The 25,101-nt window shown below is 63.6% G+C and carries 28 protein-coding genes; 11 read left to right on the top strand and 17 right to left on the bottom strand.

Annotated elements, in window-relative coordinates; translation table 11 throughout:
• Positions 1–10: 10 nt before the first annotated feature.
• The 4 genes from IWW33_RS10070 to flgA form a co-directional block, all read right to left on the bottom strand.
• Positions 11–2,038 carry a DUF4034 domain-containing protein gene (locus IWW33_RS10070; protein ID WP_174141055.1) on the bottom strand — a complete coding sequence of 676 codons (2,028 nt, stop codon included), beginning with the start codon at positions 2,036–2,038 and terminating at the stop codon, positions 11–13.
• Between the two features lie 187 nt (positions 2,039–2,225).
• Entirely contained in the window at positions 2,226–2,657 is a 432-nt protein-coding gene (gene flgN, locus IWW33_RS10075) for a flagellar export chaperone FlgN (RefSeq protein ID WP_046786945.1), read from the bottom strand.
• Positions 2,658–2,696: 39 nt separating this feature from the next.
• The gene (gene flgM / locus IWW33_RS10080; protein ID WP_196997316.1) at positions 2,697–2,993 is read right to left on the bottom strand and encodes a flagellar biosynthesis anti-sigma factor FlgM; all 297 of its coding nucleotides are present in this window, start codon (positions 2,991–2,993) and stop codon (positions 2,697–2,699) included.
• A gap of 85 nt (positions 2,994–3,078) precedes the next feature.
• Complete coding sequence (gene flgA, locus IWW33_RS10085) at positions 3,079–3,789, bottom strand: flagellar basal body P-ring formation chaperone FlgA (protein ID WP_223255141.1); 711 nt, start codon at positions 3,787–3,789, stop codon at positions 3,079–3,081.
• A 162-nt stretch (positions 3,790–3,951) separates the two neighbouring features.
• Between flgA and flgB the strand changes: the two genes are divergently transcribed.
• The 11 genes from flgB (at position 3,952) to flgL (ending at position 13,928) form a co-directional block, all read left to right on the top strand.
• On the top strand, positions 3,952–4,362 hold the full coding sequence (flgB, locus tag IWW33_RS10090) for a flagellar basal body rod protein FlgB (protein WP_046786944.1): 411 nt from the start codon (positions 3,952–3,954) through the stop codon (positions 4,360–4,362).
• 15 nt (positions 4,363–4,377) lie between these two features.
• Complete coding sequence (gene flgC, locus IWW33_RS10095) at positions 4,378–4,785, top strand: flagellar basal body rod protein FlgC (RefSeq protein ID WP_046786943.1); 408 nt, start codon at positions 4,378–4,380, stop codon at positions 4,783–4,785.
• A gap of 2 nt (positions 4,786–4,787) precedes the next feature.
• Complete coding sequence (locus tag IWW33_RS10100) at positions 4,788–5,465, top strand: flagellar hook assembly protein FlgD (protein ID WP_046786942.1); 678 nt, start codon at positions 4,788–4,790, stop codon at positions 5,463–5,465.
• Positions 5,466–5,487: 22 nt separating this feature from the next.
• A complete protein-coding gene (gene flgE / locus IWW33_RS10105; protein WP_119688080.1) occupies positions 5,488–6,636 on the top strand; it encodes a flagellar hook protein FlgE in 1,149 nt (382 codons plus the stop codon).
• A 4-nt stretch (positions 6,637–6,640) separates the two neighbouring features.
• Positions 6,641–7,396: a flagellar basal body rod protein FlgF gene (locus tag IWW33_RS10110; protein WP_046786940.1), complete on the top strand. Its 756-nt coding sequence runs from the start codon at positions 6,641–6,643 to the stop codon at positions 7,394–7,396.
• Positions 7,397–7,426: 30 nt separating this feature from the next.
• Complete coding sequence (gene flgG, locus IWW33_RS10115; protein ID WP_046786939.1) at positions 7,427–8,209, top strand: flagellar basal-body rod protein FlgG; 783 nt, start codon at positions 7,427–7,429, stop codon at positions 8,207–8,209.
• Positions 8,210–8,214: 5 nt separating this feature from the next.
• Complete coding sequence (locus IWW33_RS10120; RefSeq protein WP_177010140.1) at positions 8,215–8,913, top strand: flagellar basal body L-ring protein FlgH; 699 nt, start codon at positions 8,215–8,217, stop codon at positions 8,911–8,913.
• A 10-nt stretch (positions 8,914–8,923) separates the two neighbouring features.
• Positions 8,924–10,078, top strand: a complete 1,155-nt coding sequence (locus IWW33_RS10125) for a flagellar basal body P-ring protein FlgI (RefSeq protein WP_080952146.1) — start codon at positions 8,924–8,926, stop codon at positions 10,076–10,078.
• The gene (gene flgJ / locus IWW33_RS10130; protein ID WP_231386148.1) at positions 10,078–10,989 is read left to right on the top strand and encodes a flagellar assembly peptidoglycan hydrolase FlgJ; all 912 of its coding nucleotides are present in this window, start codon (positions 10,078–10,080) and stop codon (positions 10,987–10,989) included. The genes IWW33_RS10125 and flgJ overlap by 1 nt, the downstream gene beginning before the upstream one ends.
• 108 nt (positions 10,990–11,097) lie before the next feature.
• A complete protein-coding gene (gene flgK / locus IWW33_RS10135; protein WP_174141056.1) occupies positions 11,098–12,708 on the top strand; it encodes a flagellar hook-associated protein FlgK in 1,611 nt (536 codons plus the stop codon).
• A gap of 23 nt (positions 12,709–12,731) precedes the next feature.
• Positions 12,732–13,928 (top strand): flagellar hook-associated protein FlgL, encoded by a 1,197-nt coding sequence (gene flgL / locus IWW33_RS10140; RefSeq protein ID WP_161872934.1) that lies wholly within the window; start codon positions 12,732–12,734, stop codon positions 13,926–13,928.
• 53 nt (positions 13,929–13,981) lie between these two features.
• Here the strand turns inward: flgL and fliR are convergent, their stop codons facing one another.
• The 13 genes from fliR to fliF form a co-directional block, all read right to left on the bottom strand.
• A complete protein-coding gene (gene fliR, locus IWW33_RS10145; protein ID WP_348635200.1) occupies positions 13,982–14,734 on the bottom strand; it encodes a flagellar biosynthetic protein FliR in 753 nt (250 codons plus the stop codon).
• 42 nt (positions 14,735–14,776) lie between these two features.
• Positions 14,777–15,046 carry a flagellar biosynthesis protein FliQ gene (gene fliQ / locus IWW33_RS10150; protein ID WP_046786934.1) on the bottom strand — a complete coding sequence of 90 codons (270 nt, stop codon included), beginning with the start codon at positions 15,044–15,046 and terminating at the stop codon, positions 14,777–14,779.
• A gap of 19 nt (positions 15,047–15,065) precedes the next feature.
• Positions 15,066–15,740 (bottom strand): flagellar type III secretion system pore protein FliP, encoded by a 675-nt coding sequence (gene fliP / locus IWW33_RS10155; RefSeq protein ID WP_177010155.1) that lies wholly within the window; start codon positions 15,738–15,740, stop codon positions 15,066–15,068.
• A gap of 71 nt (positions 15,741–15,811) precedes the next feature.
• Positions 15,812–16,228, bottom strand: coding sequence for a flagellar biosynthetic protein FliO (gene fliO / locus IWW33_RS10160; protein ID WP_174141057.1), 417 nt, complete (start codon positions 16,226–16,228; stop codon positions 15,812–15,814).
• Complete coding sequence (gene fliN, locus IWW33_RS10165) at positions 16,225–16,677, bottom strand: flagellar motor switch protein FliN (protein WP_046786931.1); 453 nt, start codon at positions 16,675–16,677, stop codon at positions 16,225–16,227. Before fliN ends, fliO begins: the two co-directional genes overlap by 4 nt.
• Positions 16,670–17,749: a flagellar motor switch protein FliM gene (gene fliM / locus IWW33_RS10170; RefSeq protein ID WP_119688074.1), complete on the bottom strand. Its 1,080-nt coding sequence runs from the start codon at positions 17,747–17,749 to the stop codon at positions 16,670–16,672. The genes fliN and fliM overlap by 8 nt, the downstream gene beginning before the upstream one ends.
• A gap of 3 nt (positions 17,750–17,752) precedes the next feature.
• Positions 17,753–18,208: a flagellar basal body-associated FliL family protein gene (locus tag IWW33_RS10175; RefSeq protein WP_046786929.1), complete on the bottom strand. Its 456-nt coding sequence runs from the start codon at positions 18,206–18,208 to the stop codon at positions 17,753–17,755.
• A 122-nt stretch (positions 18,209–18,330) separates the two neighbouring features.
• Entirely contained in the window at positions 18,331–19,641 is a 1,311-nt protein-coding gene (locus IWW33_RS10180) for a flagellar hook-length control protein FliK (protein ID WP_174141058.1), read from the bottom strand.
• Between the two features lie 7 nt (positions 19,642–19,648).
• Positions 19,649–20,116, bottom strand: coding sequence for a flagellar export protein FliJ (gene fliJ / locus IWW33_RS10185; protein WP_119688072.1), 468 nt, complete (start codon positions 20,114–20,116; stop codon positions 19,649–19,651).
• Between the two features lie 30 nt (positions 20,117–20,146).
• The gene (fliI, locus tag IWW33_RS10190; RefSeq protein ID WP_119688071.1) at positions 20,147–21,577 is read right to left on the bottom strand and encodes a flagellar protein export ATPase FliI; all 1,431 of its coding nucleotides are present in this window, start codon (positions 21,575–21,577) and stop codon (positions 20,147–20,149) included.
• Positions 21,532–22,245 carry a flagellar assembly protein FliH gene (locus IWW33_RS10195; protein ID WP_231386150.1) on the bottom strand — a complete coding sequence of 238 codons (714 nt, stop codon included), beginning with the start codon at positions 22,243–22,245 and terminating at the stop codon, positions 21,532–21,534. Before IWW33_RS10195 ends, fliI begins: the two co-directional genes overlap by 46 nt.
• Positions 22,238–23,236: a flagellar motor switch protein FliG gene (gene fliG, locus IWW33_RS10200; RefSeq protein WP_119688069.1), complete on the bottom strand. Its 999-nt coding sequence runs from the start codon at positions 23,234–23,236 to the stop codon at positions 22,238–22,240. The genes IWW33_RS10195 and fliG overlap by 8 nt, the downstream gene beginning before the upstream one ends.
• The gene (fliF, locus tag IWW33_RS10205; protein ID WP_119688068.1) at positions 23,229–25,076 is read right to left on the bottom strand and encodes a flagellar basal-body MS-ring/collar protein FliF; all 1,848 of its coding nucleotides are present in this window, start codon (positions 25,074–25,076) and stop codon (positions 23,229–23,231) included. The genes fliG and fliF overlap by 8 nt, the downstream gene beginning before the upstream one ends.
• Positions 25,077–25,101 lie beyond the last annotated feature (25 nt).

Here is a 25,101-nt window from a genome sequence, read left to right on the forward strand (position 1 = left end):
CGCCCCGCCCTCACGCGGGAGCCCGTAGCCGGCCGGGCGCCTGGCTGCTTGGCTTGGGCGGCAGCTCACTGGCATGCAGGTCCCCTCGAAACAGCGTTGCACCGCACACCGTGAACAGCGTCCTGAACAGGTTGTGCGAGTTGCGAATCCGGGCCTGAATGCCCTCGATGGCCGAATCCCCCGGCTGCAGCGCGGCCGCACGGTTGGCCCACTCGATGGCCGCGAAGCGGCTCGGCTTGCGCGTACCATGCCCGTGCATCCAGGCCAGGCCTAGCTCCGCGCTGGCACGCCCGGCTATCGCGCAATCAGGGTAGTGCACCAGATCCAGCAGGTAGGCGACCGCCTCTGCGCGCTCCCGGGGGTCGCCGAACTGGCGCTGCAGAATGGCCAACTGCAAGCGGGCCTGGGCATCGAGCGCCTCGTTGCCTAGGCAATCGAGCAGCAAGCGCCTTACCGCCAGCATCGCGCTACGCTCGCTCAAGTTCTGGTCATTACGCATGCGTTGGCAGGCCAGGTCGTACTTGGCCATCTGGCTGCCTGCCTGCGCGGCACACAGCAGCCAATGCGCTGCTGCCCCAGAGTCTATGTAGTGTTCCGGCGTTCCCTCGAGCCGACCGCAATGCAGCGCGTAAAGCGCGGCTGCGGCATCGGGCAACTTGCACTCGGCACACTGCCTGTAGAGGAAATACGCGGCCTCGTAATACTTGGCGGCCCAAAGCAGGCGGGCTACCTCGAGTACATCAAAGCCCAGCCCCTCGCGCCCGCACTGCCGTTTCACCGCAGCGTGCAGCCAGATACGCGCCTGCTCGGCGCATTGCCTGAAACCCCACAACCCGAACTGGTGCCCCACGGACCGCAACGCACAGGCCGCCGCTTGCCTGCGGTTTTCGCTTAACCGCTCGATGGCGATACGCAAGCTGTGCGCATCGTCTTGCACGCCATGGGTCACTACCAGGCAGACAAAGCTGTAGAACGGCTCACCAATGGCCGGTACGAAGCCCTGATCGGGGTATAGCGCCACAGAAGCGACGAAGTCGTGCATCGCACCGGGGTAATCCTTTAGCGAAAAGCGGCGAAAAGCCCCTCGCCGGGCCATGAGCGTGGCGCGTTCCTTTGGCCTGAGCTCGCGTTGCATCCACCGCTCGAAGACTCGCTGCCAAGCCGTGACTTGCTGCACCTGATCGGCAGGAGGCAGCCGGAACTGATCCTCAAGTGCCAGCCAGCGGATTGCATTACGCAGGGTTTCAGGCCAGCCCCGGCACAAAGGGCCGCTGGCCACGGCATCAATGGCCTCATAACTACCGCCCCAACGGGGTGTGAGGTAGCTGGCATAGGCCTCGACCACCTCGAAGCAGCCAGGGAACCAGTTCAAGGCATGGCGCAGCCAGTAGTCCCGCGCAGGTTCCTGCTCAGCGGGCAGGCGGGCACTCAGGCACGACGGCAGCACTTGCGGCAGCTCAACCAGCGGTGCCAGCCCATATTTGACCAGTAGCGGTGCCGCAGCCTCCTGCACTTCGACATCGGCATGGGCGCTGGGCCGAAAGCGCGCCGGCCGGCCATGAAACAGCTCCACCAGCCAGCCCGGTTCACGAAAGTGCGCACTGATCTGCAACATACCGATCGCCGCCGCTACAGGCTGCGCGCAACGCTCAATGGCCCGCAGGAAGTGCCCAGCGGCCATTTCGCAGGCCTGCTCGGCGGCCAGCCAGCGCGCTGCGGACACCTCATTGGCGGCAACCGTACCGCGAATACGGCAAGCGCGATTGAAGCAGTGAAAGCCCATGGCTACCTGGGGGTGATAAGCCTTGGGGCAAGCGTGGATCCAGGCTTTGAGGCGTTGTGTGAGGGCCTTGCTGCCTTCTACATCCCAGTCGACCAGCATGTGCCCCTGAACAGCCTCAAGGTAGGCCGGGCACTCCCCTGGGCGCGCTTGCCGCCACTGCGCCTGAAGGTTATCGAAGAAATGGTTGAGTTCAGCGAACTCCTTGGCCTTTACCCGCTCCAGGATCTGCTGGCGGGTGCGAATGAGCGTTTGCACGGGCAGTACCTCAAGTCCATTTGGAGGAGATGCATTGCCATCCCTTGGCAAGGCAGTAACGGTTGAACACTAAGCCATAGCTTTGCCGGGCGCAAAGTTATTGGATCCATTTCTGTCAGGTTGCGTGAAAAAGCAGGGAAACCTGGACCTAAAAACAACAACGCTGGCTTATTGCGCCCGCCGCGCATCACAACAAGCTGGATACCGGCAGCCCATTGGGGCCATACAGCCGGTCTGCGGTAATGCGGTCAAGGAAATCTAGGATCTGCTGATTGCCTTTGAGGCGAAGGCCCAAGGCTTCACCGTTCACCCTGTTTAGCGCCCGGGCGCGTAACGCCGACTGACGCAAACGCCGCCAGGCACTCAGGCAATCTGCGTCCCGGGCAGCCCGCAACGCCCCTTCCCGTCCAGGGCCATAGCCAAGCTTCAACTGCGCCGTCGCACGCATGGCCTCCAACTGCTCCAATCGCAGCAGAGCCGCCTGCTTGCCAGCGACCAGTTCGCGCAAGCGCTCGGCATCCACCCGCCCCTGTGCCAGGGCAAGACGCTCCTGCTCCAGTAACTGCAGCAGTTGCTCGACAACCCGTTGCTGCACATCCAAGTGCCTGCCCAAACTCATAGGCCACCCACTTTCAGAGCTGCTGCGCCGAAGGGCCGTTCATGTCGGCTCACTGTCGAGCATTTCCCTGAAGTCGGCCACCAGGCTGTCATAGATGGCCTGCGAGTCGACCTGCAGGCTGCCATCGGCGATGGACTGACGCAGGGCGGCGACCTTTTCCAGGTCAACATCCGCCGCAGGGTCGGTTGGGTTGAGGTCGCTGACCTGCGAGAGCTCTACAGCGTCTTCGGGCAGCGTATCCATTTCCTGCGAGGCAACGCGGGCTGTAGCGGCGCCCGCCAGGTTGGCATCGGTCGAGGGAAGGAGGTTGGTGAGCGGGGAGCTTATGATTTTCACGATAGAGGCTTCGTTGGCTGTGGTTTGAACACTATCGGCATCCGTACGCGCCACCTTTGGCCGGCGATAGGTTTTTGACAAAAAATTAGTAGCGCAGCAGCAGTTCGTTCTTGCCAACGACCTGAGCATCGAGCATTCGGCCGTCGCCGCCCAGTACACGCACCCTGTTACCCAGGCCACCATTGTCCAAGGCCTTGCCATTGCGGCTGAGGGTGAACCCCGCCCCCTGCGCGCGCAACACCACGGGGCGGTTGCGCTCAACCAGCCAGCGCTCGCGAACCCCCTTGAGCGCAAGCACGGCGCCGCGCTCCACGCCACGAGCAGCTTGCCGGCCGACCACCTGCTCGGCGCGCAATGCACTGCCTTGGGGCAGATCTTGCAGCGGCCCGCGCCGGCTGATCAGCATATTGGCCTGGATGACCTCGCCTGCCTTGATCCTGCGTGCGCTCACGACATAGCTGCCTACGGCGCTGACCGTCACCTGCAGGTAGCCGAGCACGCCATCCTGACCTGCGCAACGCACGCCCATCGCTACACGCCCGACGGGCAGGCGGCGCGGGTGCACCAGGTAGGGTCGGGGTACGGCACAGGCACTGATTCGCGAGACCGGCTGGCCGATGTCCAGCAGCGTCAGGCGGCTACCCGCCGGCAGTCGCGGTTCGATCAGTTGCCTAACCCGAGCCTGCAGCGCATCGTCCTGAGCGAACGCGGCACTGGCCTGGGCCAGGCACAACAGCATCCCCAGCGACCGGCAGATACGCGCCAGGCCAGCACCTACGGTAAGTGGTCCGGTCATCGAGCCGATGCCTCTTGTAGAGTTTCAGGCGCAGCATTCTAGGCAGCTCTGCAACAACGCAAAGGTCGAATTGCTCGCCAAATAGCGGTCTGTTCCGGCCTTTGCCCCATGCTCATCCCCTCTACTCTGCACGCCGTTCAACAGATGGCACGGGCCGCAGGCATGATCGACAAACTCGACAACGAGCTGCGCTTTGCGCAAGACGCGATGAGCTTGCGCGCTGAGCGCCAGCAAGTGCTGGCCAACAATATCGCGAACGCCGACACGCCCAACTACCGCGCCCGGGACTTCGATTTCGCCACCGAACTGGCCAGCTCCCTGAACCAGGGCCGCTCGCGCAGCAGCATGTCCCTGGCCACCACCTCTGACCGTCATCTGCATGCCTCCAGCGGCAGCAGTTCGGTGCATGAACTGCTGTACCGCGTGCCAGACCAGCCAAGCCTTGACGGCAACACCGTGGATATGGACCGGGAGCGCGCACAGTTCGCCGACAACAGCGTCCGCTACCAAGCCAGCCTGACCTTCCTGAACAACCGCCTGCAGTCGCTCAAGAACGCGATGCAATCCGAATAACCCGGGGTAAACCGCATGTCCATGTTCAGTATTTTCGACATCGCCGGCTCGGCGCTCAGCGCACAGTCCGAGCGCATGAACGTGACCGCCAGCAACCTGGCCAACGCCGACACCACCAGCGGCCCGGACAACGAAGCCTATCGCGCCCGCCAGGTGGTATTCGAGACCCAGTACCAGGACGGCAGCGAAGTGGGCGGCGTGCGGGTGAGCCAGGTGATCGAGGACGGCTCGCCCATGCGCCAGGAGTACCGCCCCGGCGACCCGCTGGCCGACGAATCGGGCTACGTGACCATGCCCAACGTCGAGCCCGTAGGCGAGATGGTCAACATGATCTCCGCTTCGCGCTCCTACCAGGCCAACGTCGAAGTCATGGCCGCCAGCAAAGAATTGATGCTCAAGACCCTGACCCTTGGCGAGGCCTGACCATGACCAGCACCATCGCAAGTTCGGTCCTCTCGACCATGAACAGCACCAGCAGCACCAGCGACAGCACAGCCTCCAGCGCTGACGAGCTGCAAGACCAGTTCCTCACCCTGCTGACCACCCAGCTGCAGAACCAGGACCCCACCGACCCGCTGGACAACAGCGAGATGGTCACGCAGCTGGCGCAGATCAGCACCATCAGCAGCATCGAAGAAGTGACCAGCACCTTGGAGGGTATTTCCAGCCAGATCAGCGCATCGGAGACCCTGCAGGCCTCTGCTCTGGTCGGTAACGGCGTGCTGATCGAAGGCGACAGCATCCAGGTGGCCAGCGGCGTCGCCACCGCCTTCGGCGTCAGCCTGGGCAGCGATGCGGACAGCGTCACCATCAACATCTCGGACAGCAGCGGCAACGTGGTCGCCACGCTGGACGCAGGCGACATGAGCGCCGGTACTCAGGCCCTGTACTGGGACGGTGTGCAGGACGACGGCACGACTGCCGCCGATGGCAGTTACACCTTCACCGTGAGTGCGACCAGCGATGACGCCAGCGTGACCGCAACCGCACTGAAATACGCCCTGGTGACCGGTGTGACCACCGACAGCAGCGACGAGGTTGCGCTCGATCTGGGCGGCGTCAACGACAACGTCGGCCTCGGCGACATCAAGCTGGTGCTTTGAACCCTAATCACGGAGAACAACCATGGGCTTTTCCCAAGCGCTCAGCGGCCTGACCGCCGCATCCACCGACCTGGAGGTCGTCAGCAACAACATCTCCAACTCGCAGACCGTGGGGTTCAAGAGCTCTACGGTGCAGTTCGCCGACGTCTACTCAGGGGCCGATGTGGGCCTGGGTACAACGGTGTCCGGTGTCGTGCAGAATTTCGAGTCAGGCAGCCTGACCACCACGGACAACAGCCTGGACCTGGCCATCAATGGCGACGGTTTCTTCACCTTCACCGATGGCACGCAGACCGTCTACTCGCGTAACGGCCAGCTGACGCTGACAGCCGACGGCTACCTGGTGAACTCGGCCGGCGACCAGTTGCTTGGTGCCAATGGCGTGATCCAGATCCCCACCAGCGGTATGCAGGCCAGCGCCAGTACGGAACTGGATGCAGAGCTGAACCTTGATGCCAGCGAAGACATCATTACCGATACCTTCGATGCCACCGATGCATCGACCTATTCCTATTCGACCACGGCCACGGTCTACGACTCGCTCGGCAACAGCCACACCTCGACGCTGTACTTCAGCAAAACCGCCGAAAACACCTGGGATATCCACAGTGCCATCGATGGCAACCTGCTGAGCGAGAGCCAGACAGTTACCTTCAGCTCTAGCGGCCTGATCACCAGCGGCGAAACAGGCACCTATACCTACGACCCGGCCAACGGTGCGGCGACGATGTCCATCGCGCTGGACCTGACCGGTACCACGCAGTTCGGCAACGACTCCGAAGTATCGAGCATCTCCCAGGACGGCTATACCTCGGGCAGCCTGATCAGTTTCACCATCGATGACACCGGCACTGTGATCGCTACCTACTCCAACGATCAAACCCAGGAAATCGACCAGATCCAGTTGGCCAGCTTCTCCAACGAAAATGGTCTGCAGGCCAATGGCGACAACACCTGGATTGCCACCACCGCCTCGGGCCAAGCGCTGCTGGGCGTTGCCAGCAGCGGGTCGCTAGGCTCGATCCTCAGTGGCACCACCGAGGACTCCAACGTCGACCTTACCGCCGAGCTGGTAAACCTGATCATCGCCCAGCGTACCTTCCAGGCCAACGCCAAGTCGGTGACCGCCCAGAGCGAAGTGCTGCAGCAAGCCGTGAACATCGGTTCCTGACACCATGGACCGGATGCTCTTCACCGCCATGAGCGGGGCGAACCAGGCACTCGAGCAACAGGCGGTAGTCGCCAACAACCTGGCCAACATCGTCACGCCCGGTTTTCGTGCGCAACTGGTGCAGATGCAGTCTTCACCGGTGGCAGGCGAAGGCCTGCCGACGCGGGTTTCAGTCAGCGCCACTGGCGTGGGCGTGGACTGGTCCGAAGGCCCCATCACCCACACCGACCGCAACCTCGACGTGGCGCTGGGCGAAAACACGCTGCTCGCGGTGCAGACCGCCGATGGCCAGGAAGCCTACACCCGCCGTGGTGACCTGCAAGTGGACGGCAGCGGAGCCATGACCGTGGCAGGGCTGCCGGTGATGGGCGATGGCGGCCCCATCAGCGTGCCATTGGGCAGCGAAGTCAGCTTGGGTAGCGACGGCACCATCAGTGTTCGCGAACAGGGCATGGAGCCGCGTGGGCTGAGCCCGGTCGGCAAACTCAAGCTGGTGTCAGCCCTGCCAGGCACCCTGGAAGCGGGCAATGACGGGCTGCTGCGCCAGCCGGCCGACGCCAATGGCATCCATCAGCAGCTGGCGGCCGATGAAAGCCTGCGCGTCACCCCGGGCGCACTGGAGGGCAGCAACGTCAGCCCGACCGGCGCCATGGTGGCCATGATCGACAACGCCCGCCGCTATGAAATGCAGATGAAGGCCATCAGCGCCGCCGACGACAACGCCAAGAGCGCCAATCAGTTGCTCGCCTTGCAGGGCTGAGCCGGCGCCGAATGAACAGGTAACCGACCGATGATCAGATCACTGTGGACGGCCAAGACCGGGCTTGAGGCCCAGCAAGGGCAGCTCGACGTCATTGCCAACAACCTGGCCAACGTCAGCACCAACGGCTTCAAACGCTCACGCGCCGTGTTCGAGGACCTCGTCTACCAGAACGTGCGCCAGCCGGGGGCTCAGAGCAGCACCGACACCCGGCTGCCTTCAGGTTTGCAGGTCGGCACCGGCGTGCGCCAGGTGGCCACCGAACGCCTGCACACCCAGGGCAACCTGGAAGAGACCAGCAGCTCCAAGGACCTGGCCATCAATGGCCTGGGTTTCTTCGAGGTCGACATGCCCGACGGCTCGACCGCCTACACTCGCGACGGCAGCTTTCAGCTCGACGCCAACGGCGAGATGGTCAGCTCCAATGGCTATAAATTGACGGCAGGGATCACCATTCCGGCCAATGCCACGTCGATTTCCATCAGCACCGACGGCATCGTCTCGGTGACCCAGCCCGACAGCACCGCCTCCACCCAGGTGGGCCAACTGAACCTGGCACTGTTCGTCAACAATGCGGGCCTGCAGAGCATCGGCCAGAACCTGTACCAGGAAACCGATGCTTCCGGCAGCCCCACCGAGACGACACCCGGCCTGAACGGTGGCGGCACTGTCAGCCAAGGCTATGTCGAGACCTCCAACGTCAATGTGGTGGAGGAAATGGTGGGCATGATCCAGACCCAGCGCGCCTATGAAATCAACAGCAAGGCCGTCGAAACCTCCGACGAAATGCTGCAGCGCCTGACCCAGCTCTGATGGCCATGTCCCAACCCCGCAACGCATCGCTCAAGCTCCTGCCCTTCGTTTGCCTGGCCGTGCTGCTCGGCGCTGTGCTATCGGCTGCCGGTTGTGCGCAACTGGTACCAAAGCCAGTGGTGCCCGACGAGTCCATGCAGGTGCCCGACTTGCCCGAACGCCTGGCCAATGGCTCGATCTACCAAGGGCAGCGCGGTTCGCAACCGCTGTTCGAGGACCGCCGCCCGCGGATGGTCGGCGATACGCTGACCGTAGAACTCAACGAGCAGGTCAGCGCCAGCAAGACCTCATCGTCCAATGCCGACCGCAGCGGCAGCCTGGGCCTGGCGTTTTCCACCAGCTCCGACCGTGACTCCAAGGTTGGCAACTACGGCGTGAATGCCTCGACCGACCATGAGTTCGCCGGCAGTGGTGGCTCCAAGGCCAACAACTCGTTCACCGGCACCATTTCGGTCACGGTCATGCAGGTGCTGGCCAACGGCAACTTGAGGGTACGTGGCGACAAGCAGATCGCCATCAATCAGGGCACCGAGTTCATCCGCTTCTCCGGCGTGGTCAACCCACGCTCGATCACCGGGGAGAACACCGTGCTTTCAAGCCAGGTGTCCCTGGCACGCATCGAGTACGTCGGCGAAGGCTACATCAATGAGGCGCAACGCATGGGCTGGTTGCAACGCGTCATCCTCAACCTGTCACCTTTCTAACGAGCGCATCATGGCCGACTCCCCGTTCACTTCCGGGCTGCGATGCCGACTGCACTGCGCGGCCCGCGCCCTGCGCCCGCTGTTTGGCGCCTTCGCGCTGGTACTGGGCGGCACGGCGCACGCGGAGCAGATCCGCGACATCGCCGATTTCGCCGGCATCCGCAGCAACAACCTGGTGGGCTATGGCCTGGTGGTCGGGCTGGACGGTACAGGCGACCAGACCACCCAAAGCCCCTTTACCGAGCAGGGTCTGACCAACATGCTTTCCCAGCTCGGCGTTACCTTGCCGGCCGGCGCCAACATGCAGATGCGTAACATCGCGGCGGTGATCGTCACCGCCAACCTGCCGCCCCTGACCCGCCCCGGCCAGCAGATCGATGTGGTCGTTTCTTCCATCGGCAACGCCCGCAGCCTCAGGGGCGGAACGCTGTTGATGACCCCGCTCAAAGGTGCCGACGGCGATGTGTATGCCATGGCCCAAGGCAACCTGCTGGTGGGTGGTGCTGGTGCGGCAGCCAATGGCAGCAGCGTGCAGATCAACCAGCTGGCCGGTGGCCGCATCAGCCGCGGGGCAGTGGTGGAGCACAGCGTGCCGCTCGACCTCGGCGCCCAGCACGGCATCCTCGAACTGCAACTGCGCGAGCCCGACCCGGCCACCGCGCAGCGGGTAGTGTTCGCCATAAACAGCGTGATGCGCAGCACCGTCGCCTCGGCGGTGGACGGCGGCCTGGTGCAGGTACAAGGGCCACTCTCGGCCAACGAGCGGGTCAATTTCATGGCCCGGATCGACAGCATCGATGTAATGCCAATGCAGGCACGGCCCAAAGTCATACTCGATTCGCGCACCGGCTCGGTGGTGCTCAATGGCTCGGTGAAGCTGTTCCGTGCCGCCGTGGCCCACGGCGATCTATCGGTCACCATCGACACCACCAACAGCGTCAGCCAGCCAGGCGCCTTGAGCGGCGGACAAACTGCGGCCACCGCCAACAGCGACATATCAATCGAAACCCAGGCCCGCGCCCTGCACGTACTGGAAGGCAGCGCCGACTTGATGGATGTGGTCAAAGGCCTCAACGCCCTGGGTGCCACGCCACAGGACCTGATGGTCATTCTCCAGGCGCTCAAGGCCGCCGGTTCCCTGCGTGCAGAACTGGAGATCATCTGATGAGCATGGCTGATGGCGCGGCGGGGTTCGCGCTCGACGTTCAGGGCCTGCAACGTTTGCGCAGCCAGGCCGGGCGCAGTGGTGAGGCAGGCCTGAAGGAAGCGGCCCGGCAGTTCGAAGCGCTGTTCCTGCAGACGATGCTCAAGAGCATGCGTGCGGCGATACCCAAGTCGGAGCTGTCCAGCAACTCGCAAACCCAACTCTATACCGAGATGCTCGACCAGCAATGGGCGCAGAGCCTGGCCGGGCACGGCATGGGCCTGGCCGAGCAACTGACGCGTAGCCTGTCGGCAAGCGGGCTGGTGGCCGAGCCCCCGACTGCTGCACAGGAATCGCCCTTCGTCAGCCTGGCCCGACAAACGCCGGCTTTCGATGCCTGGAAGCGCTATGAAGTGCGCGACGAAGCAGCTGGCCGTGCCGAGCATGTCGAGGACTTCGTGGCCCGGCTGGCCGAACCGGCGCGCATGGCCGCACGCAGCAGCGGCGTGCCGGCACAGCTGATTCTTGCCCAGGCCGCTCTGGAGACCGATTGGGGGCGACGGCGCATCACCACCGCCGACGGCGCGGACAGCCACAACCTGTTCGGTATCAAGGCCGGCGGGCGCTGGCAAGGTGAAACCACGCAGATACAGACCACCGAATACGTCGCCGGCGAGGCACACAAACAGGTGGAGAGCTTCCGCGTCTATCCCCACGCTCAGGCCGCTTTCGACGATTACGCGCGCTTGATCCGCAGCCGCCCCGGTTATGCAGCGGCGCGCAACGCCACAAACAGCTCAGAGGCAGCGCTAGCGCTGCAGCAAGGCGGGTACGCCACTGACCCACACTATGCCGACAAGCTGATCGCGGTCATGGCGACCATCGGGCCGCTGCCATCTGCCGGGCAGGTAGCACTGGCCAACGACCAATAAGGCCCGCACGCATTTGCCAACGCTTTTGTGCAACCAGCAATGGATAAAGGCTCAAGATGCCCTGACCCGAGGCCGATGTTGCGCAGCATGTAGCCCAGGAGCTTTTCGATGAGCATCATCTCCATTGGCGTCAGCGGCCTCTCGGCGGCCCAGATCGCCCTTGCCACCAGCAGCAACAACACGACCAACGCCTATACCGACGGCTATACCCGCCAGGTCGCCAGTTTCACCGAGTCTGCCTCCGGCAGCGGCGTGCAGGTATCGAGCGTCGACCGCCAGTACAACCAGTTTGTCACCACCCAGCTCAACAGCTCCACCAGTGCAGAAAGCGCGCTGTCCACCTACCAGACCGAGATCGATCAGATCGACAGCCTGCTGGCCGACAGCGATGCAAGTCTGGATAGCCTGCTGCAAAGTTTCTTCTCGGCCATCCAGACCTTGACCTCAGATGCCAGTGACACGGCCGCACGGGAAGAAGTGGTGGGTGCGGCAGAAACACTTGCCAGCCAGTTCAACCAGCTGGGTAGCTACCTTTCAGCGATGTCGGACGACGTGAACGAGCAGATCGACGATCAGGTCACTCAGATCAACGACCTGAGCGCGCAGATCGCGACCCTCAACGAACAGATCAGCCTGTCCGGGTCGCTCGGCAGCACCTCGAACGACCTGCTCGACCAGCGCGACCTGCTGGTCAGCCAGCTCAGCGAACTGGTTGCGGTAGACATCACCGTGCAGGACAACGGCAGCTACACGGTATCGCTCAGCAATGGCCTGGCGCTGGTCTCTGCGGGCGACAGCTTCGAACTGACCACCGATGCCTCCGCCAGCGACCCGAGCGAAGCGTCCATCAGCTATGTCGATGCCGCCGGCAACAGCGTGACGCTGGACGACAGCGTGCTCGACAGTGGCTCGCTCGGCGGCCTGCTGTCATTTCGCGATACCACCCTGGCCGACACCCAGAACCAGTTGGGCCTGATGGCCGTGTCGCTGACCCAGGCCTTCAATACCCTGCAGGCGCAGGGCGTTGACCTCAACGGCGATACCGGCACGGCATTCTTCTCGGTGGCCGACCCGCTGGTATACGGCGACACCGGCAATACCGGCGACGCCACCCTCAGCGCCAGCTTCGGCGATGATGTCAGCGCCCTCACGGCCAGTGATTACACGGTGACCTGGTCCGACAGCGACGGCTTCACCGTCACCCGCAATGACACCGGCGCCAGCGTCGAGGCAAGCTACGACAGCAGCAGCGCGACCCTGAGTTTCGCCGGCATGGACCTTACCGTCAGCGGCACCGCCGAGGACGGCGACAGCTTCCTGGTGCAACCTACCCGCAACGCAGCCAGCAGCTTCACCACGCTGGTCAGTGAGGGCGAGCAGATTGCCGCCGGTACCTCCAGCGGCAGCAGTGACAACACCAATGCACTGGCGATGCTCGACCTGCAAACCAGCGATATCGTCGGCGGCAGTGCAACGCTCAGCGAAACCTACGCATCGCTGGTGAGCGACGTGGGCAACACCGCAACGCGCGTCGCCGCGCAGCTGGAAACCCAATCGGCGCTGACCGAACAGCTGACCACCCTGCAGCAGTCTGAGTCGGGCGTGAACCTTGATGAGGAAGCGGCCAACCTCATCGTCTACCAGCAGTACTACCAGGCCTGCGCGAAGATCGTCGAAGTGGGCACCACAGTCCTCGACACCATCCTCGACATCAGCTGATTGCCCCCAAAGGAGAGCCCGGCATGCGCCTGAGCAGTGCGACCATCTACAACCAGAACCTCAACTCCATGCTCGCCCAGCAGAGCCAGTACCAGGAGGCGGCCCTGGAGGTATCCAGCGGTACCCGCGTGGTAAACCCCTCGGATGACTCCCTGGCAGCGGCACAAGCGGTCACCGTGCGCCAGTCGATTGCGGCAAACGAGCAGTACGCCGATTCGCGGGCGGCCATCACCACGGCGCTGTCCCAGGAAGAAAGCACCCTGGACAGCATCAATGACGCCATCACCAGCGCCATGAGCCTGGTGGTTGAGGCCGGCAACGGGACCCTCAGCGACGCTGACCGAGAATCGCTGGCCACCTCCCTGCAAGGGGTCTACGACACACTTGTCACCTTGGCCAACAGCACCGACAGTAATGGCAACTACCTGTTTTCCGGCTACCAGAGCCAAAGCCCGGCGTTTGCCGAGAACGCCGATGGCGAGCTGGTTTACCAGGGTGATGACAATGTGGTCTCGCAGCAGGTCAGTGCTACCCAGAGCATGGCCAGCGGCGACAATGGCGCGGCGATCTTCCTTTCGGTTAGCAGCTCCGCCGGTTTCATTGCCGAAGCAGGCGACAACACCGGCACATTGACCTTCGACGGCCCGGATGTCGCCGACACCAGCGCGGCCAACTATGGCGATGCATTCACCCTGACCTTCAGCGTCGCCGACGATGGCAGCACCCAGTACAGCATCGACGGCCAGGACCCGATCAGCTACACCGACGGTGAAACCCTGGAGGTCAATGGCCTGAGCCTGACACTCAGTGGCACACCCGCCGAAGGTGACAGTTTGACGGTCGGTGCTGCTGCCGATGCCGACCCCGACGTGTTCGCCACGCTGCAGAACCTGATCAGCGCCTTGCAGACGCCGGTGGAGGACGAGGCGGACCAGGCGGCACTGAGCAACACCCTGTCCACCGCCAGCCGAGAGCTGAGCAATGCCCAGGACAATGTGCTCACCGTCCTCACCTCGGTCGGCACGCGCCTGGGCCAGGTGGAAGTGCTCGATACCATTGGCGACGACCTGGCCCTCAGTTACACCGAGCGGCTCTCCGGGCTGGTGGACGCCGACTACACCGAGTCCATCTCCCGCTACGTGACGCTGCAGGTATCGATGCAAGCGGCTCAGCAGACATTCGCCAGCGTGCAGCAGCTGTCACTCTTCGAGTACATCTGAGCGCTTGCGTAAAACCACAGTGGCGGCCTGCTTCGCACGAAAAACCCGGCGTATCAGGCATGCCCGAGCTGGCCGATCAAGGCCTGCATGAACTGCAGGGCCTGCTGCAACAAGCCCGCAAGGAACTGCCCCAGGTCGCCGACCAGTACCGTCAGCAGCAGCATGCCGACGAACAAGGTTGCCGGAAAGCCGACTGAAAACACTGTGAGCTGCGGGGCGACGCGGTTGAGGATACCCATCGCCAGGTTGATGATCAGCAAGGCCCCGACCATGGGCAACGCCAGCAGCAGGCCAGTCAGGAAGATGCTGCCGCCATGGCGTGCCAGCATGTTCCAGCCCTGGGGGTTGAAACCGAAGTGGCCGATCGGCAATTGGCTGAACGTATTGGCCAGCAGTTCCAGCACCATCAGGTGGCCGCCCAGGGAGAGGAACATCAGGATGGTCACCAGGCTGAGAAAGCGCGACAGCACCTGGCTGTTGGTGCCAGTGTCGGCGGAAAAGAACGACGCGAAGGCCAACCCCATCTGCATGCCACAAATGTCGCCCGCCATTTCCACCGCCGCCAAGGCGATGCGCATGACCATGCCCAGCGACATGCCGATCAGCAGCTGCTCGACGATCACCCCCAGCCCTGCCCAGGAAAACAGGGCGATATCGGGCATCGGCGGCAGGTTGGGTGCCAGCAGGAATGCCAGCAGCAACGCCAACCCGACCTTCACCTGGCTGGGGACATTCTTGTGGCCCAGGATAGGGTCACTCATGAAAAACGCCAGCAGCCTGCAGAACGGCCAGAAAAACGCGCTCACCCAAAGCTGCAACTGATCCCAGCCGACCTCGATCAACTGCGCTCAACCCACCAGCGTCGGCAGGCTGGTGAACAGCGCCCGCGTGTAATCGACCAGCAGCTCCATCAGCATGGGCCCTGCGAGAATCAGCACCAGGCATACCCCAGCGATCTTGGGAATGAAAGACAGGGTGGACTCGTTGATCTGTGTCGCTGCCTGGAACAGGCTCACCAACAGGCCGATGCACAAGGTAACCAATAACAGCGGCGCCGCTATCGTCATGCTCAGGCGCATGCCCTTGTAGGCAAGGTCCATCACCATTTCCGGGGTCATCAAGGCACTCCTCGCAGGCTCATACCGGGTAGAAACTCTGGGCCAGGGAACCCAGCAGCAATTGCCAGCCATCCACCAGCACGAACAACATCAACTTGAAGGGCAAGGAAATGGTCGACGGTGGCACCATCATCATCCCCAGCGCCATCAGCACACTGGCCACCAGCAGGTCGATGATCAGAAACGGGATGAAGATGGTGAAGCCTGCCTGGAAGGCGGTCTTCAGTTCGCTGGTGACGAACGCTGGTAGCAGCACCCGCATGGGCACATCTTCCGGGCCCTTGAGATCATCGATGCGCGCCAGGCGGACATAGAGCGCAAGGTCAGCCTGGCGGGTCTGCGCCAACATGAAGGTACGGAAAGGCTGGCTGGCCTCATCGAGAAACTGCTCGACCCCCATCTGGTCCTGGGAAAAAGGCACCCAGGCTTTCTGGTAAGCCTGCTCAAGCGTGGGCGACATGACGAAAAAGGTCAGGAACAGTGCCAGGCCCAGCAGCACCTGATTGGGCGGAGCACTGGTGGTGCCGATGGCGGTGCGCAGCAAGCCAAGCACAATGATGATACGGGTGAAGCCGGTCATCATCAGCAGCACCGCCGGCAAAAAGGCCATGGCACTGAGCAGCATCAAGGTTTGCAGGCTCAGCGACCATTTCTCGCCACCGGCCTGCCCGGTGAATCCGGACAACCCCTGCATTGCCGGCGCCGCCTCGGCGACCGGCAGCAGCACCAGCAACAGCAGCGGCAACAAGACCAGGCGCGCCGTCCTCATGGTCGGTTCTGCGGGTCGCGCAACCCACCCTGCTTCAAGGCGTCCATCAGACGCAGGGCAAAACCACGTGCAGCGGGCTCCACCGCCGCTTCGGTGCCAGCCACCGGCGCCTCCAGCTCTGACAGGCAGGCGACGTGCTGAGCAGTCACACCCAGCACCAACCAGCTCCCACGCACCTGGACCACCACCACTTTCTCGCGCTGCCCCAGGCGGGTGCTGGCAACGATGTGCACGACCTTTTCCGGCGACGACACACGGTTGCCAAGCCGCGATACCAACCAGCCACACAGCAGCACACAGGCCATCACCAGCCCCAACGCGAAGGCTGTTTTGCCAAGCAGGCTCAGCCCGACCAGGTTGTCAGCCGGCACCCCGAGGCTGGCGGGCACTGCAAGCGCGGTCGCGGTGCTCATCGATTGAGCTTCTGCACGCGCTCGGAGGGCGTGATGATTTCGGTGATGCGAATGCCGTAGCGGTCATCCACGACCACCACTTCGCCCTGGGCGACCAGGTAACTGTTGATCAGAATGTCCATGGGCTCACCCGCCAGGCCATCGAGGGCCAACACCGAGCCCTGAGCCAGCTCCAGCAACTGCTTGATGGTGATGCGCGTGCGCCCCAACTCGACGCTCAGCTTCACCGGGATGTCCATGATCATTTCCAGCTCGCGCGGCGATGCCAGCCCAGGGGCTGTGCCCAACGGCTTGAAGATGACGTTGTCCGCCGGGGCTGGCTTCGCCTCATGCTGCTCGGCCAATGCCGTGGCCCAAGGGTCTTGAGCATCATCACCCGCGCCTTGCTCGGCCAGGGCACTGGCCCACTCGTCGTCTTCGTGCGCTTCAGGCTTGTTCGGGTCACTCATGATCGGGTTCCTTGGCTTTGGGCAGGTGGCCCTTGATGAATCGGCTGGAATTGGGCGACTTGCCGATGGAGTGATCGATCAACTCCTTCACCAGCAAGGCGCGGGAGCCGTTGTAACTGCCGAACTCACAGGTCATGACCGGCACGCCGTCGACGCGCACCTTGACGCTTTCGGGCAGGTCGATGGGCAGCACGTCCCCCACTTTCAGTTCCATGACCTGCCCCAGGCGTGCCTGCACCTCGACGAAGTCGGCTATCAGGTCAACCTGCGAATGGGTTATCTCGTCCGCCATGCGCCGGTTCCATTGGCGCTCCTCCTCCGGGTCGGCATCGGTCAGCGGGCCACTGAGCAGTTGGCGCATCGGCTCGATCATCAGGTAGGGGATGACGATGTTGAAATCGCTTGAAAGATTGCCGACCTCCAGGTGGAACGTGGCGTTGACCACGATCTCGTTGGGCGAGCCGGTGATGTTGGCGAACTTGGCCTGCATTTCCGAACGCAGGTAGTCGATCTCCAAGGGGTAAACCGACTTCCAGGCATCGCTGTAGGCATCCACCGTCAGCCCGAGCAAGCGTCGAATGATGCGCAGCTCGGTGTTGGTGAACTCGCGCCCCTCAGACTTGGTCACGAAACGACCATCGCCACCGAACAGGTTGTCCACCACCATGAACACTACGCTTGGCGGGAATACCACCAGCGCGGTACCGCGCAGCGGCTTCATCGACAGCAGGTTGATGTTGGAAGGCATTGGCAGGTGCAGGGAGAACTCGCTGAAGCTCTGGTAGCCAATGCCTTTGAAGGTGATATCCACGTTGCGCCGGATCAGGTTGAACAGGCTCATGCGGAAATAACGGGCGAAACGGCCGTTGATGATGTCCAGGGTGTGCAAGCGTTCCTGGATCACTCGGTGCTGAGTCGCCGGGTCGTAGCGGCGCACCTGCTCCTCGGGGTGCGGGTAGCCGTCCGGGAAATCCAGGCCGTCGTCATCGCCGATACCGGAGGCGTCCAGATCGTCACCACCGCGCAGCAGCATGTCGATCTCTTCTTGAGAGAGCATGTCGTTGGTAGACATGGCTTACTGCACGATGAAGTCGGTGTAGAGCACGCCGAGCAATGCAGCATCTGGCTGCTCGGTACTCAGGGCACGGCGCAGCAGCTCGAGTATGCGTGCCGCCAACGCTTTTTTACCCTCTGGCGTAGACAGCGCTGTGCTGTCCTGCCCACTCAATACGGTCAGCAGCTGGCTGCGGATTTTCGGCATATACAGCTCCAGCAACTTGCGGGTCGCTTCATTGCCCACTTCCAGGTTGAAGCCCACGTAGAGCATGGCCGGCTCATCATTGGCGCTGTGCAGGTTGACGGTCATGGGGGCGACGTTCACCAGCAGCAGTACCGCAGGAGCCGTGCGGGTCGCTTGGGTATGGGCCCGCTCACGCATCACGTAGGTGTACACACCCGCAGAACTGGCAGCGGCGGCAACCAGGGCCAATGGAATGAACCAGAGCCAGATTTTCTTGGTGGTAGTGGGCATGGACAGCTGCCTTGGGAATGGGAAAGCGTTTCGAAAGGGCGCAAGTATGCCCACCAGGCGCCCCGTGCCATGGGCTGATTAGCGAGGGTTTAGGGCGTTAACTTGCGGCTTTGCAGGGGGCTTCACAGGTACAGGTCGACCCCTGCGCCGGAATGGGTTGTCTGAGGCACCTGTACCGTTGCGCTGGCCTGGGCTACCCGCGGGGCGCGCGCCTCGCCACCGCTGCCTGACGACTCCCGCCGCGGCTGTTCACCCGCAGCCTGACGGGACGTACCATCGTTGACCGATGTTTCGCCAAGGCTCAGGCCCTGGGCCGCCAAAGCACCCTGCAACTGCGGCAGCGCTTGCTCAACAGCCGCGCGCACCGACGCGTGGGCAGACTGGAACTGCGCCTGGATGCCACCCTCGCTGACACTGAGGCTTATCGACAGCGGCCCGAGATCGGCTGGATGCAACTGCATGTCAACCTGCTGCTCCCCACGCCGGACCATACCGATCACCTGCTGGCCCAAGTCGTCCTGCCAGGCGTCGGTGCCCAGCGTCGTGGTAATGGATGATGCAGCGCCATCGCTGGCTGGGCTGACGATGCTTCCCACCACGCTGGAATTCGATGCCGGGATGCCTGATAGCGAAGGCTGCTCCCAATTGGCTGGCGCAGAGACGGAGCCGTCACCCTGGACGCGGCCAACACCTTCGCTTGGTGCTTCAGCCGCCGGCGCGAGCTCGGCCGGGTTGTCTACACCCTCACTTGCCTGCGCCTCTAAGGGCTGCGTAGCGCTCTGCAGCCATTGCAGTTCGGTGGCCTGCCCCGGGTCATCCGCAACACCGAAGCCAGATGCCGCTTCTGCGCTTGCGGCAGGCGCCTGCACCCACGCCACCGCAGGCGTGAGGGCGAGCATGCCGGAGGCCATTTGGCCGGCGCTGTCGATCAGGTCCAGGCGCTGACGGATCGCGTCCAGCGAATCCGCCGATTGTGGCGTGTCATCATCGGCGACATCGCCCTGCTCCTTGCTGCCCCCCGGGGCTGCAGCCGGGGCCTTTATATCCAAAGGCTGCACCTCGCCATCGTCGACGCTCTCAGCCCCGCTTTCGTCGACCGCGGCTACTGCCGGCGTGGCCTCAGGTTCAGCCTGCACCGCCGCTCTGATGACCTGCTCGGTAGCGGGCGCAGCGCTCGCTTGCAGCTCAAGCGCCGCCCCCTCAACCGTTGACGTCAGGCCGTCATTGCCGGCGGCAGTCAGGGGCTGGGCAGGGGCGGCACCCGGTGCCGGCACCAAAGGCCCTGGGGCAGCGGCTCCGGTGCCGGCCTCGCTGATTTCGGCCTGCTGCAGAGCAACAGCGAAAGCTCCAGGTTCGCTGTCGCCGACACTGTCGCCGCCTGCGGCCTGCAGTGATACCGCAGGCGCAGGGGATATGGCGGTGATGATGTCCATGGTGTTTTCAGAATCCACTGTCGAGGGGTGAGGCAAATTGCCCGGCCTGGCGCGAGCGGCCAGCCAGTTCATCGGTACGCCTCTGTTCGGCGCGCCCGGCAAGCAGCCGGCCCTGCTCCACACGGCGGGCCAGCAGCGTTTCCAGGGCATTGACCTTGCGCCAGGCCTGCCGCCAGGTGTCCTGATGTTGGGCCAGTTGGGCGCGGTGGCGGTTCAAGTTGCCTTCTGCCCGCTCGATGGCCCCTTCCAGCGACTTGAGGAAGCCGCGGTAGTTGGCCAGCGTAGAGGGGCTCATGCCGGCACCGGCCAACTCCTGCTGCAGGCCTTGGCGATACTCGCGCTGATACTGGTCCAACAGGCGCAGCTGTTCGGTCATCTGCTGCTCTGCGCGGCGGCTCTGGGCCAGCGCATTGGCCGCGGTCTCGCGGCTGCGCTCGGTGAGTTCGATGAGCAGCTGGAGTGACTCATGGGCCATGGGTGCATGCCTGCCTTAGCGTGGTTGCGGTCATTTGCCGGGGAACAGCAAGTTGAGCCCGGCAAGCGTGTCTTGCATCGATGTACGCTCGTGGGTCTGCTGCTGCAGGAAGCGTTCGATGTGCGGATACAACGCCACGGCGCGGTCGAGCTGGGCATCGTGGCCCGGCGCATAGGCGCCCACGCTGATCAGGTCGCGATTGCGCTGGTAACGCGACACGGCCTGCTTGAGCTTCTGTGCCTTGCGCTGCTGAGATTCACTGACGATCGCGCTCATCGCACGGCTGATCGACGCTTCGATATCGATCGCAGGGTAATGGCCGCTCTCGGCCAACTGGCGCGACAGCACCAGGTGACCATCCAGAATCGCCCGCGCCGAATCGGCAATCGGGTCCTGCTGATCGTCGCCCTCGCTGAGCACCGTGTAGAACGCGGTAATCGAGCCACCACCGCGTGGCCCGTTACCGGCACGCTCGACCAGTTTGGGCAGTTTGGCGAACACCGAAGGCGGGTAACCTTTGGTCGCCGGCGGTTCACCGAGCGCCAGGGCGATTTCGCGCTGGGCCATGGCGTAGCGGGTCAGCGAATCCATGATCAACAGTACATCCTTGCCCTGGTCGCGGAAATCTTCCGCCAGGCGGGTCGCATACAGTGCCCCCTGCAAGCGTTGCAGCGGCGAAGCATCGGCCGGCGCCGCCACCACCACCGAGCGGCGCAGCCCGTCTTCGCCGAGAATGTTGTCGATGAAATCCTGCACTTCACGGCCACGCTCACCGATCAGCCCGACCACCACCACATCGGCCTGGGTGTAGCGCGCCATCATGCCCAGCAACACCGATTTACCTACCCCGGACCCGGCGAACAGCCCCAGGCGCTGCCCCCGGCCGACGCTTAGCAGGGCATTGATGGCGCGAATACCGACATCGATCTGCCGATCGATCGGCGCGCGTTGCAGCGGGTTGATCGGCTGGCCGTGCAGGCTGGCGCGCTGCGTGCTTTGCAGCGCCCCTTTGCCGTCCAGTGGGTTACCGCTGCTATCGAGCACTCGCCCGAGCAACGCCATGCCCAACGGCACCGGGCGCACGCCATCGCTGGCCCCCGGCTCGTCGGCCAGGGCGAAGAACCGGGCGCCCGACTGCAACCCGTGAATTTCTTCAAGCGGCATCAAGTACAGCACTTCCCCGGCAAAGCCGATCACCTCGGCCTCGGCATAGTCGGCAGCCACCCCACCCCTGGCCGGGCTCAGTTCGATACGACAGCCAGCCCCCAGCGGCAGGCGCAAGCCAACTGCTTCCAGGACGATGCCGGTAGCACGAACGATGCGACCGCTGCGGCGGTAATCTGGCACCCGCAGCGCGTCACCGGCCAAGGCCTCGAGCCCTCGGCCCCAACGCTGCAAGTGGGGGTTGTCGGTTTTCACGATGATGCGCCCGGCGCCACGCTGATCGAATCGAGCAGCCATTGGCCGTTGCGCTCGAACAGGTCCCTGCGGGTCTGGCAGGTGGCATCCAGCTCTCCTGTCGCGCTCGATACACGGCAACCACCCGGCAGCACCGAACGATCCTCCTGCACACTCCAGCCAGCGGCATCGAGCTCATCACTCAGGCAGCGCTGCACCCAGGGCAGGTCATCGGGGCTGAGGCTGAGTGCCGGCTTGCCGGTAAGCGCGGGTTCACAGGCCAGCATTTCACGCACCAGCACCTGCACCTGTTCGGGCTGTACCGCGAGCGCTTTGCCGGCCAGACGCCCGGCAAGGTCGATTGCCACCTGCCCCAGGCGCGCGGCGACCATGCCATCCACTTCGCGCATCGCTTCGTCGAAGCTCAGGCACAAGGCCCGCAGAGGCTCGAGCACGTCTTTGGCCTGCTGGCGCAGCTCCTCGGCGGCCGCTGCCCTGCCCTCGGCCAGCCCCTGGGCATAACCCAGTTCCTTGCCCTCGGCATGGCCCGCCTGCTGTGCGTCGGCCAGTGTCCGCTCACGCAGCTGCTGCAACGCCAGCCGCTGCTCGACGGCCCGCCTGCGCGCCTGCTCACGGCGGGCGGCGGCGGGCTCGCCACTGGGCGGCTCGTCATTGCCCAGCGGCGCCATCTGCCATGGCTGCCAGTGCCCTTGTGGCATCGGCTCAGACATAAGCGTCGTCACCCCGTGCGGTCACCATGTCGCCGGTTTCGGAAAGGCGCCGTACGACCTGCAAGATCGACTTCTGCTCTGTTTCGATCTGCGACATGCGAATCGGGCCACGGGCCTCCATGTCCTCAAGGAACAATGTTGACGCACGTTGCGACATGTTGCGCATGAAACGGTCGAGCAGCGGCGCCGACGCTCCTTTGAGCGCAACGGCCAGCGAGTTGCTGTCGATGTTCTGCAGCAATGTCTGGATGCTGCGGTCGTCGACATCGGCGAGGTTCTCGAACAGGAACATCTCGTCGAGGGTCTTCTGCGCCAGGTCGGCACTGTAGTTGCGCAGGTTGTCGATGGCCGAGGATTCCTGGCCGGAGGCCATCAGGTTGAGAATTTCCGCCGCCGCCTTCACCCCGCCCATCTTGCTGCGCTTGAGGCTCTGACCATCGAGCATGCCACCCAGTACCTCGGTCAGTTCGTGCAGCGCCACCGGCTGTACGCCACTGAAGGTGGCGATGCGCAGGATGATGTCATTGCGCAGCCGCTCGGTCAGCAGTTGAAGAATCGCAGAGGCCTGGTGGCGCTCCAGATGCACAAGGATGGTGGCGACGATCTGCGGATGCTCGTCGCGGATCATCTCCGCCACCATCTGCGCCTCCATCAGGTTGAGCTTGTCGATACCCGAGACGGTATTGGAGGTTTCCAGGATATCGTCGATCAGGCTGGCGGCACGCTCGCTGCCCAAGGCCTTGGTGAGCACTGCGCGGATATGGTCGCTGCTCTGGATATTGATGGCCGCGTACTGCTCGGTCTCGTCCATGAAATCCGCCAGCACCTGGCGCATTTCCTCATGGGATACCTGGCTCAGCCCCGCCATTTCGCGGCTGATGTTCTCTACCTCCAGCCCTGGAAGAAACTTGAACACCTCGGCCGCACTGTCGGCATCCAGCGATAGCAGCAAGATGGCGCTGCGCCGGGCCCCACTGATCTTGTTAGTCATTGCTCTTCATCCAACCGCGCACGATCATGGCGACCAGGCGCGGATCTTCGCTGGCAAGCCGCTTCAGGCTCTCCATGTTCTGTTCATAAAGCGCCGACTTGCGAGGCAGCGCCGGGCGCGCGAGGCCGTCATTGCCGGTGATCAAGGCGTCAGCTGCGGATTTTGCCGGCATCAGGTCCAAGTCATCCTCGGACAAGTCCATCAGGTGCTTGCGCTGTGCTTGCGCGCGCTGCTGCATCGGTTTGATCACCCGTTGCCACAGCACAAAGGCAACGACGGCCACCAGCAAGTAGCGCAGAGCGCTCATTGCCAGGTTGTAGGCCTCGGGGGTACGCCACCACGGCAGCTCCCCTGCTTGTACATCCTCGTCGACGAAGGGGCTGTTGATCACCTGCACGGTATCACCACGGCTTTCGGTAAAGCCCATGGCCTGGCGCACCAGGTCGTTGATGCCGGCCAGCTCCTCCTTGCTCAACGGCTCACTGGTGGGGGCGCCATCTTTGAGTACGGTGCGGTAATTGACCACGACCGCCGCCGCCAGGCGCTGGATGTTGCCCAGGCTCGACTTGACGTGCTCGACATCACGATCGACCTCGTAGTTGACCATGCGCTCGGTTTGCAGCGACTTGCCGGGCTCCCCACCAGTAGCGGCGGTACTGCTGCCGGCTGTCGCATTCGGCTGCGCTGGTGCCGGTGCGGTGGCGCGGGTCGGTGCGGGTGTATTGGGCGGTGAATTGGTCAGTGCGCCAGGCACGCCACGGCCGGCGTCGCTGCCTTGCAGCATGCGCTCGGAGGTCTGCTGACTGCGTACCGAAGCCGCTTTCGATTCCTGGTTGGGCGCGTAGCGTTCGGCCGTGCTCTCGCGGGTCGAGAAGTCCATTTGCGCGACGACCCGCGCATGGACATTACGGCTGCCGAGCAAAGGTGTAAGGATTTCCTCTATTCGGCGCTGGTAGGTGCGCTCTACTTCGCCCACATAGTCCAGTTTGGCATCGTCAAGCCCGTCACTGGAATGGCTGCGCGACAGCAAACGGCCGTTCTGGTCGACCACCGTCACGCCATCCACTGCCAGCTCGGGCACGCTGGAAGTTACCAGGTGAATGATTGCGCTGACCTGCCCCTGGCCCAGTTCACGGCCAGGCTGCAGGGCCAGTGCGACCGATGCGCGGGCGGCTTCGCGGTCACGGGCGAACACCGAGTCCTTGGCCATCACCAAATGTACTCGAGCATGGGCCACCGGCCCGAGGGATTCGATGGTACGCGCCAGCTCACCTTCCAGCCCACGCTGGTAATTGAGGTGTTCGGCAAACTGGCTGATGCCAAAAGCTTGCTTGTCCAGCAGCTCGAAGCCAACACTGCCCGCTTTTGGCAGGCCTTGCTCGGCCAGTTGCAGGCGCAGTGCATTCATCCGTTCGGCGGGCACCATGATGGTATGCCCACCCTCGCCCAGCCGGTAAGGCACGCCACGCTTGTCCAGTTCACCAATGACCTGGCCACCATCAGCCTCACCCAGGTTGGAGAACAGCACCCGGTACTCCGGCTCCTGCGCCCACAGCAGCAGCCCGACCAGTAGCGTCACAGCTGCGGCGCCGGCCAGCATCAGCGGCAGCAGTGGCCGGCCACGCAGCACCGCGGTCAACGCATCCAGGGAACGGACCGGCGTGGCGATCGGCAGGTTTTTTTTCGTGCCCTTGGCCTGGGCAGCAGTTGTCACGAACACCTCGAAGCTGGGGTTCTGGCCGGAAAGAGGGGCATTACAGAGTCCGCTGGCAGTGGTAATCGACCCGCGGTCCGTCGGCCGGTTGGCAAAGGGGTCCAGGCGGGATTGGCTCAGCGTCATTGTCGCCAGGCTGCTCGCCGGCAAA

The organism is Pseudomonas sp. M2 (assembly GCF_015751845.1).
Taxonomy (GTDB): Bacteria; Pseudomonadota; Gammaproteobacteria; order Pseudomonadales; family Pseudomonadaceae; genus Aquipseudomonas; species Aquipseudomonas putida_E.

Coding starts and splice junctions, on each gene's coding strand:
- flgN (WP_046786945.1), bottom strand. CDS start 2,657: ATGAGTTTGGGCAGGCACTTGGATGTGCAGCAACGGGTTGTCGAGCAA.
- flgA (WP_223255141.1), bottom strand. CDS start 3,789: ATGACCGGACCACTTACCGTAGGTGCTGGCCTGGCGCGTATCTGCCGG.
- flgB (WP_046786944.1), top strand. CDS start 3,952: ATGATCGACAAACTCGACAACGAGCTGCGCTTTGCGCAAGACGCGATG.
- flgC (WP_046786943.1), top strand. CDS start 4,378: ATGTCCATGTTCAGTATTTTCGACATCGCCGGCTCGGCGCTCAGCGCA.
- IWW33_RS10100 (WP_046786942.1), top strand. CDS start 4,788: ATGACCAGCACCATCGCAAGTTCGGTCCTCTCGACCATGAACAGCACC.
- flgE (WP_119688080.1), top strand. CDS start 5,488: ATGGGCTTTTCCCAAGCGCTCAGCGGCCTGACCGCCGCATCCACCGAC.
- IWW33_RS10110 (WP_046786940.1), top strand. CDS start 6,641: ATGGACCGGATGCTCTTCACCGCCATGAGCGGGGCGAACCAGGCACTC.
- flgG (WP_046786939.1), top strand. CDS start 7,427: ATGATCAGATCACTGTGGACGGCCAAGACCGGGCTTGAGGCCCAGCAA.
- IWW33_RS10120 (WP_177010140.1), top strand. CDS start 8,215: ATGTCCCAACCCCGCAACGCATCGCTCAAGCTCCTGCCCTTCGTTTGC.
- IWW33_RS10125 (WP_080952146.1), top strand. CDS start 8,924: ATGGCCGACTCCCCGTTCACTTCCGGGCTGCGATGCCGACTGCACTGC.
- flgJ (WP_231386148.1), top strand. CDS start 10,078: ATGAGCATGGCTGATGGCGCGGCGGGGTTCGCGCTCGACGTTCAGGGC.
- flgK (WP_174141056.1), top strand. CDS start 11,098: ATGAGCATCATCTCCATTGGCGTCAGCGGCCTCTCGGCGGCCCAGATC.
- flgL (WP_161872934.1), top strand. CDS start 12,732: ATGCGCCTGAGCAGTGCGACCATCTACAACCAGAACCTCAACTCCATG.
- fliQ (WP_046786934.1), bottom strand. CDS start 15,046: ATGACCCCGGAAATGGTGATGGACCTTGCCTACAAGGGCATGCGCCTG.
- fliP (WP_177010155.1), bottom strand. CDS start 15,740: ATGCAGGGGTTGTCCGGATTCACCGGGCAGGCCGGTGGCGAGAAATGG.
- fliO (WP_174141057.1), bottom strand. CDS start 16,228: ATGAGCACCGCGACCGCGCTTGCAGTGCCCGCCAGCCTCGGGGTGCCG.
- fliN (WP_046786931.1), bottom strand. CDS start 16,677: ATGAGTGACCCGAACAAGCCTGAAGCGCACGAAGACGACGAGTGGGCC.
- fliM (WP_119688074.1), bottom strand. CDS start 17,749: ATGTCTACCAACGACATGCTCTCTCAAGAAGAGATCGACATGCTGCTG.
- IWW33_RS10175 (WP_046786929.1), bottom strand. CDS start 18,208: ATGCCCACTACCACCAAGAAAATCTGGCTCTGGTTCATTCCATTGGCC.
- IWW33_RS10180 (WP_174141058.1), bottom strand. CDS start 19,641: ATGGACATCATCACCGCCATATCCCCTGCGCCTGCGGTATCACTGCAG.
- fliJ (WP_119688072.1), bottom strand. CDS start 20,116: ATGGCCCATGAGTCACTCCAGCTGCTCATCGAACTCACCGAGCGCAGC.
- fliI (WP_119688071.1), bottom strand. CDS start 21,577: ATGGCTGCTCGATTCGATCAGCGTGGCGCCGGGCGCATCATCGTGAAA.
- IWW33_RS10195 (WP_231386150.1), bottom strand. CDS start 22,245: ATGTCTGAGCCGATGCCACAAGGGCACTGGCAGCCATGGCAGATGGCG.
- fliG (WP_119688069.1), bottom strand. CDS start 23,236: ATGACTAACAAGATCAGTGGGGCCCGGCGCAGCGCCATCTTGCTGCTA.
- fliF (WP_119688068.1), bottom strand. CDS start 25,076: ATGACGCTGAGCCAATCCCGCCTGGACCCCTTTGCCAACCGGCCGACG.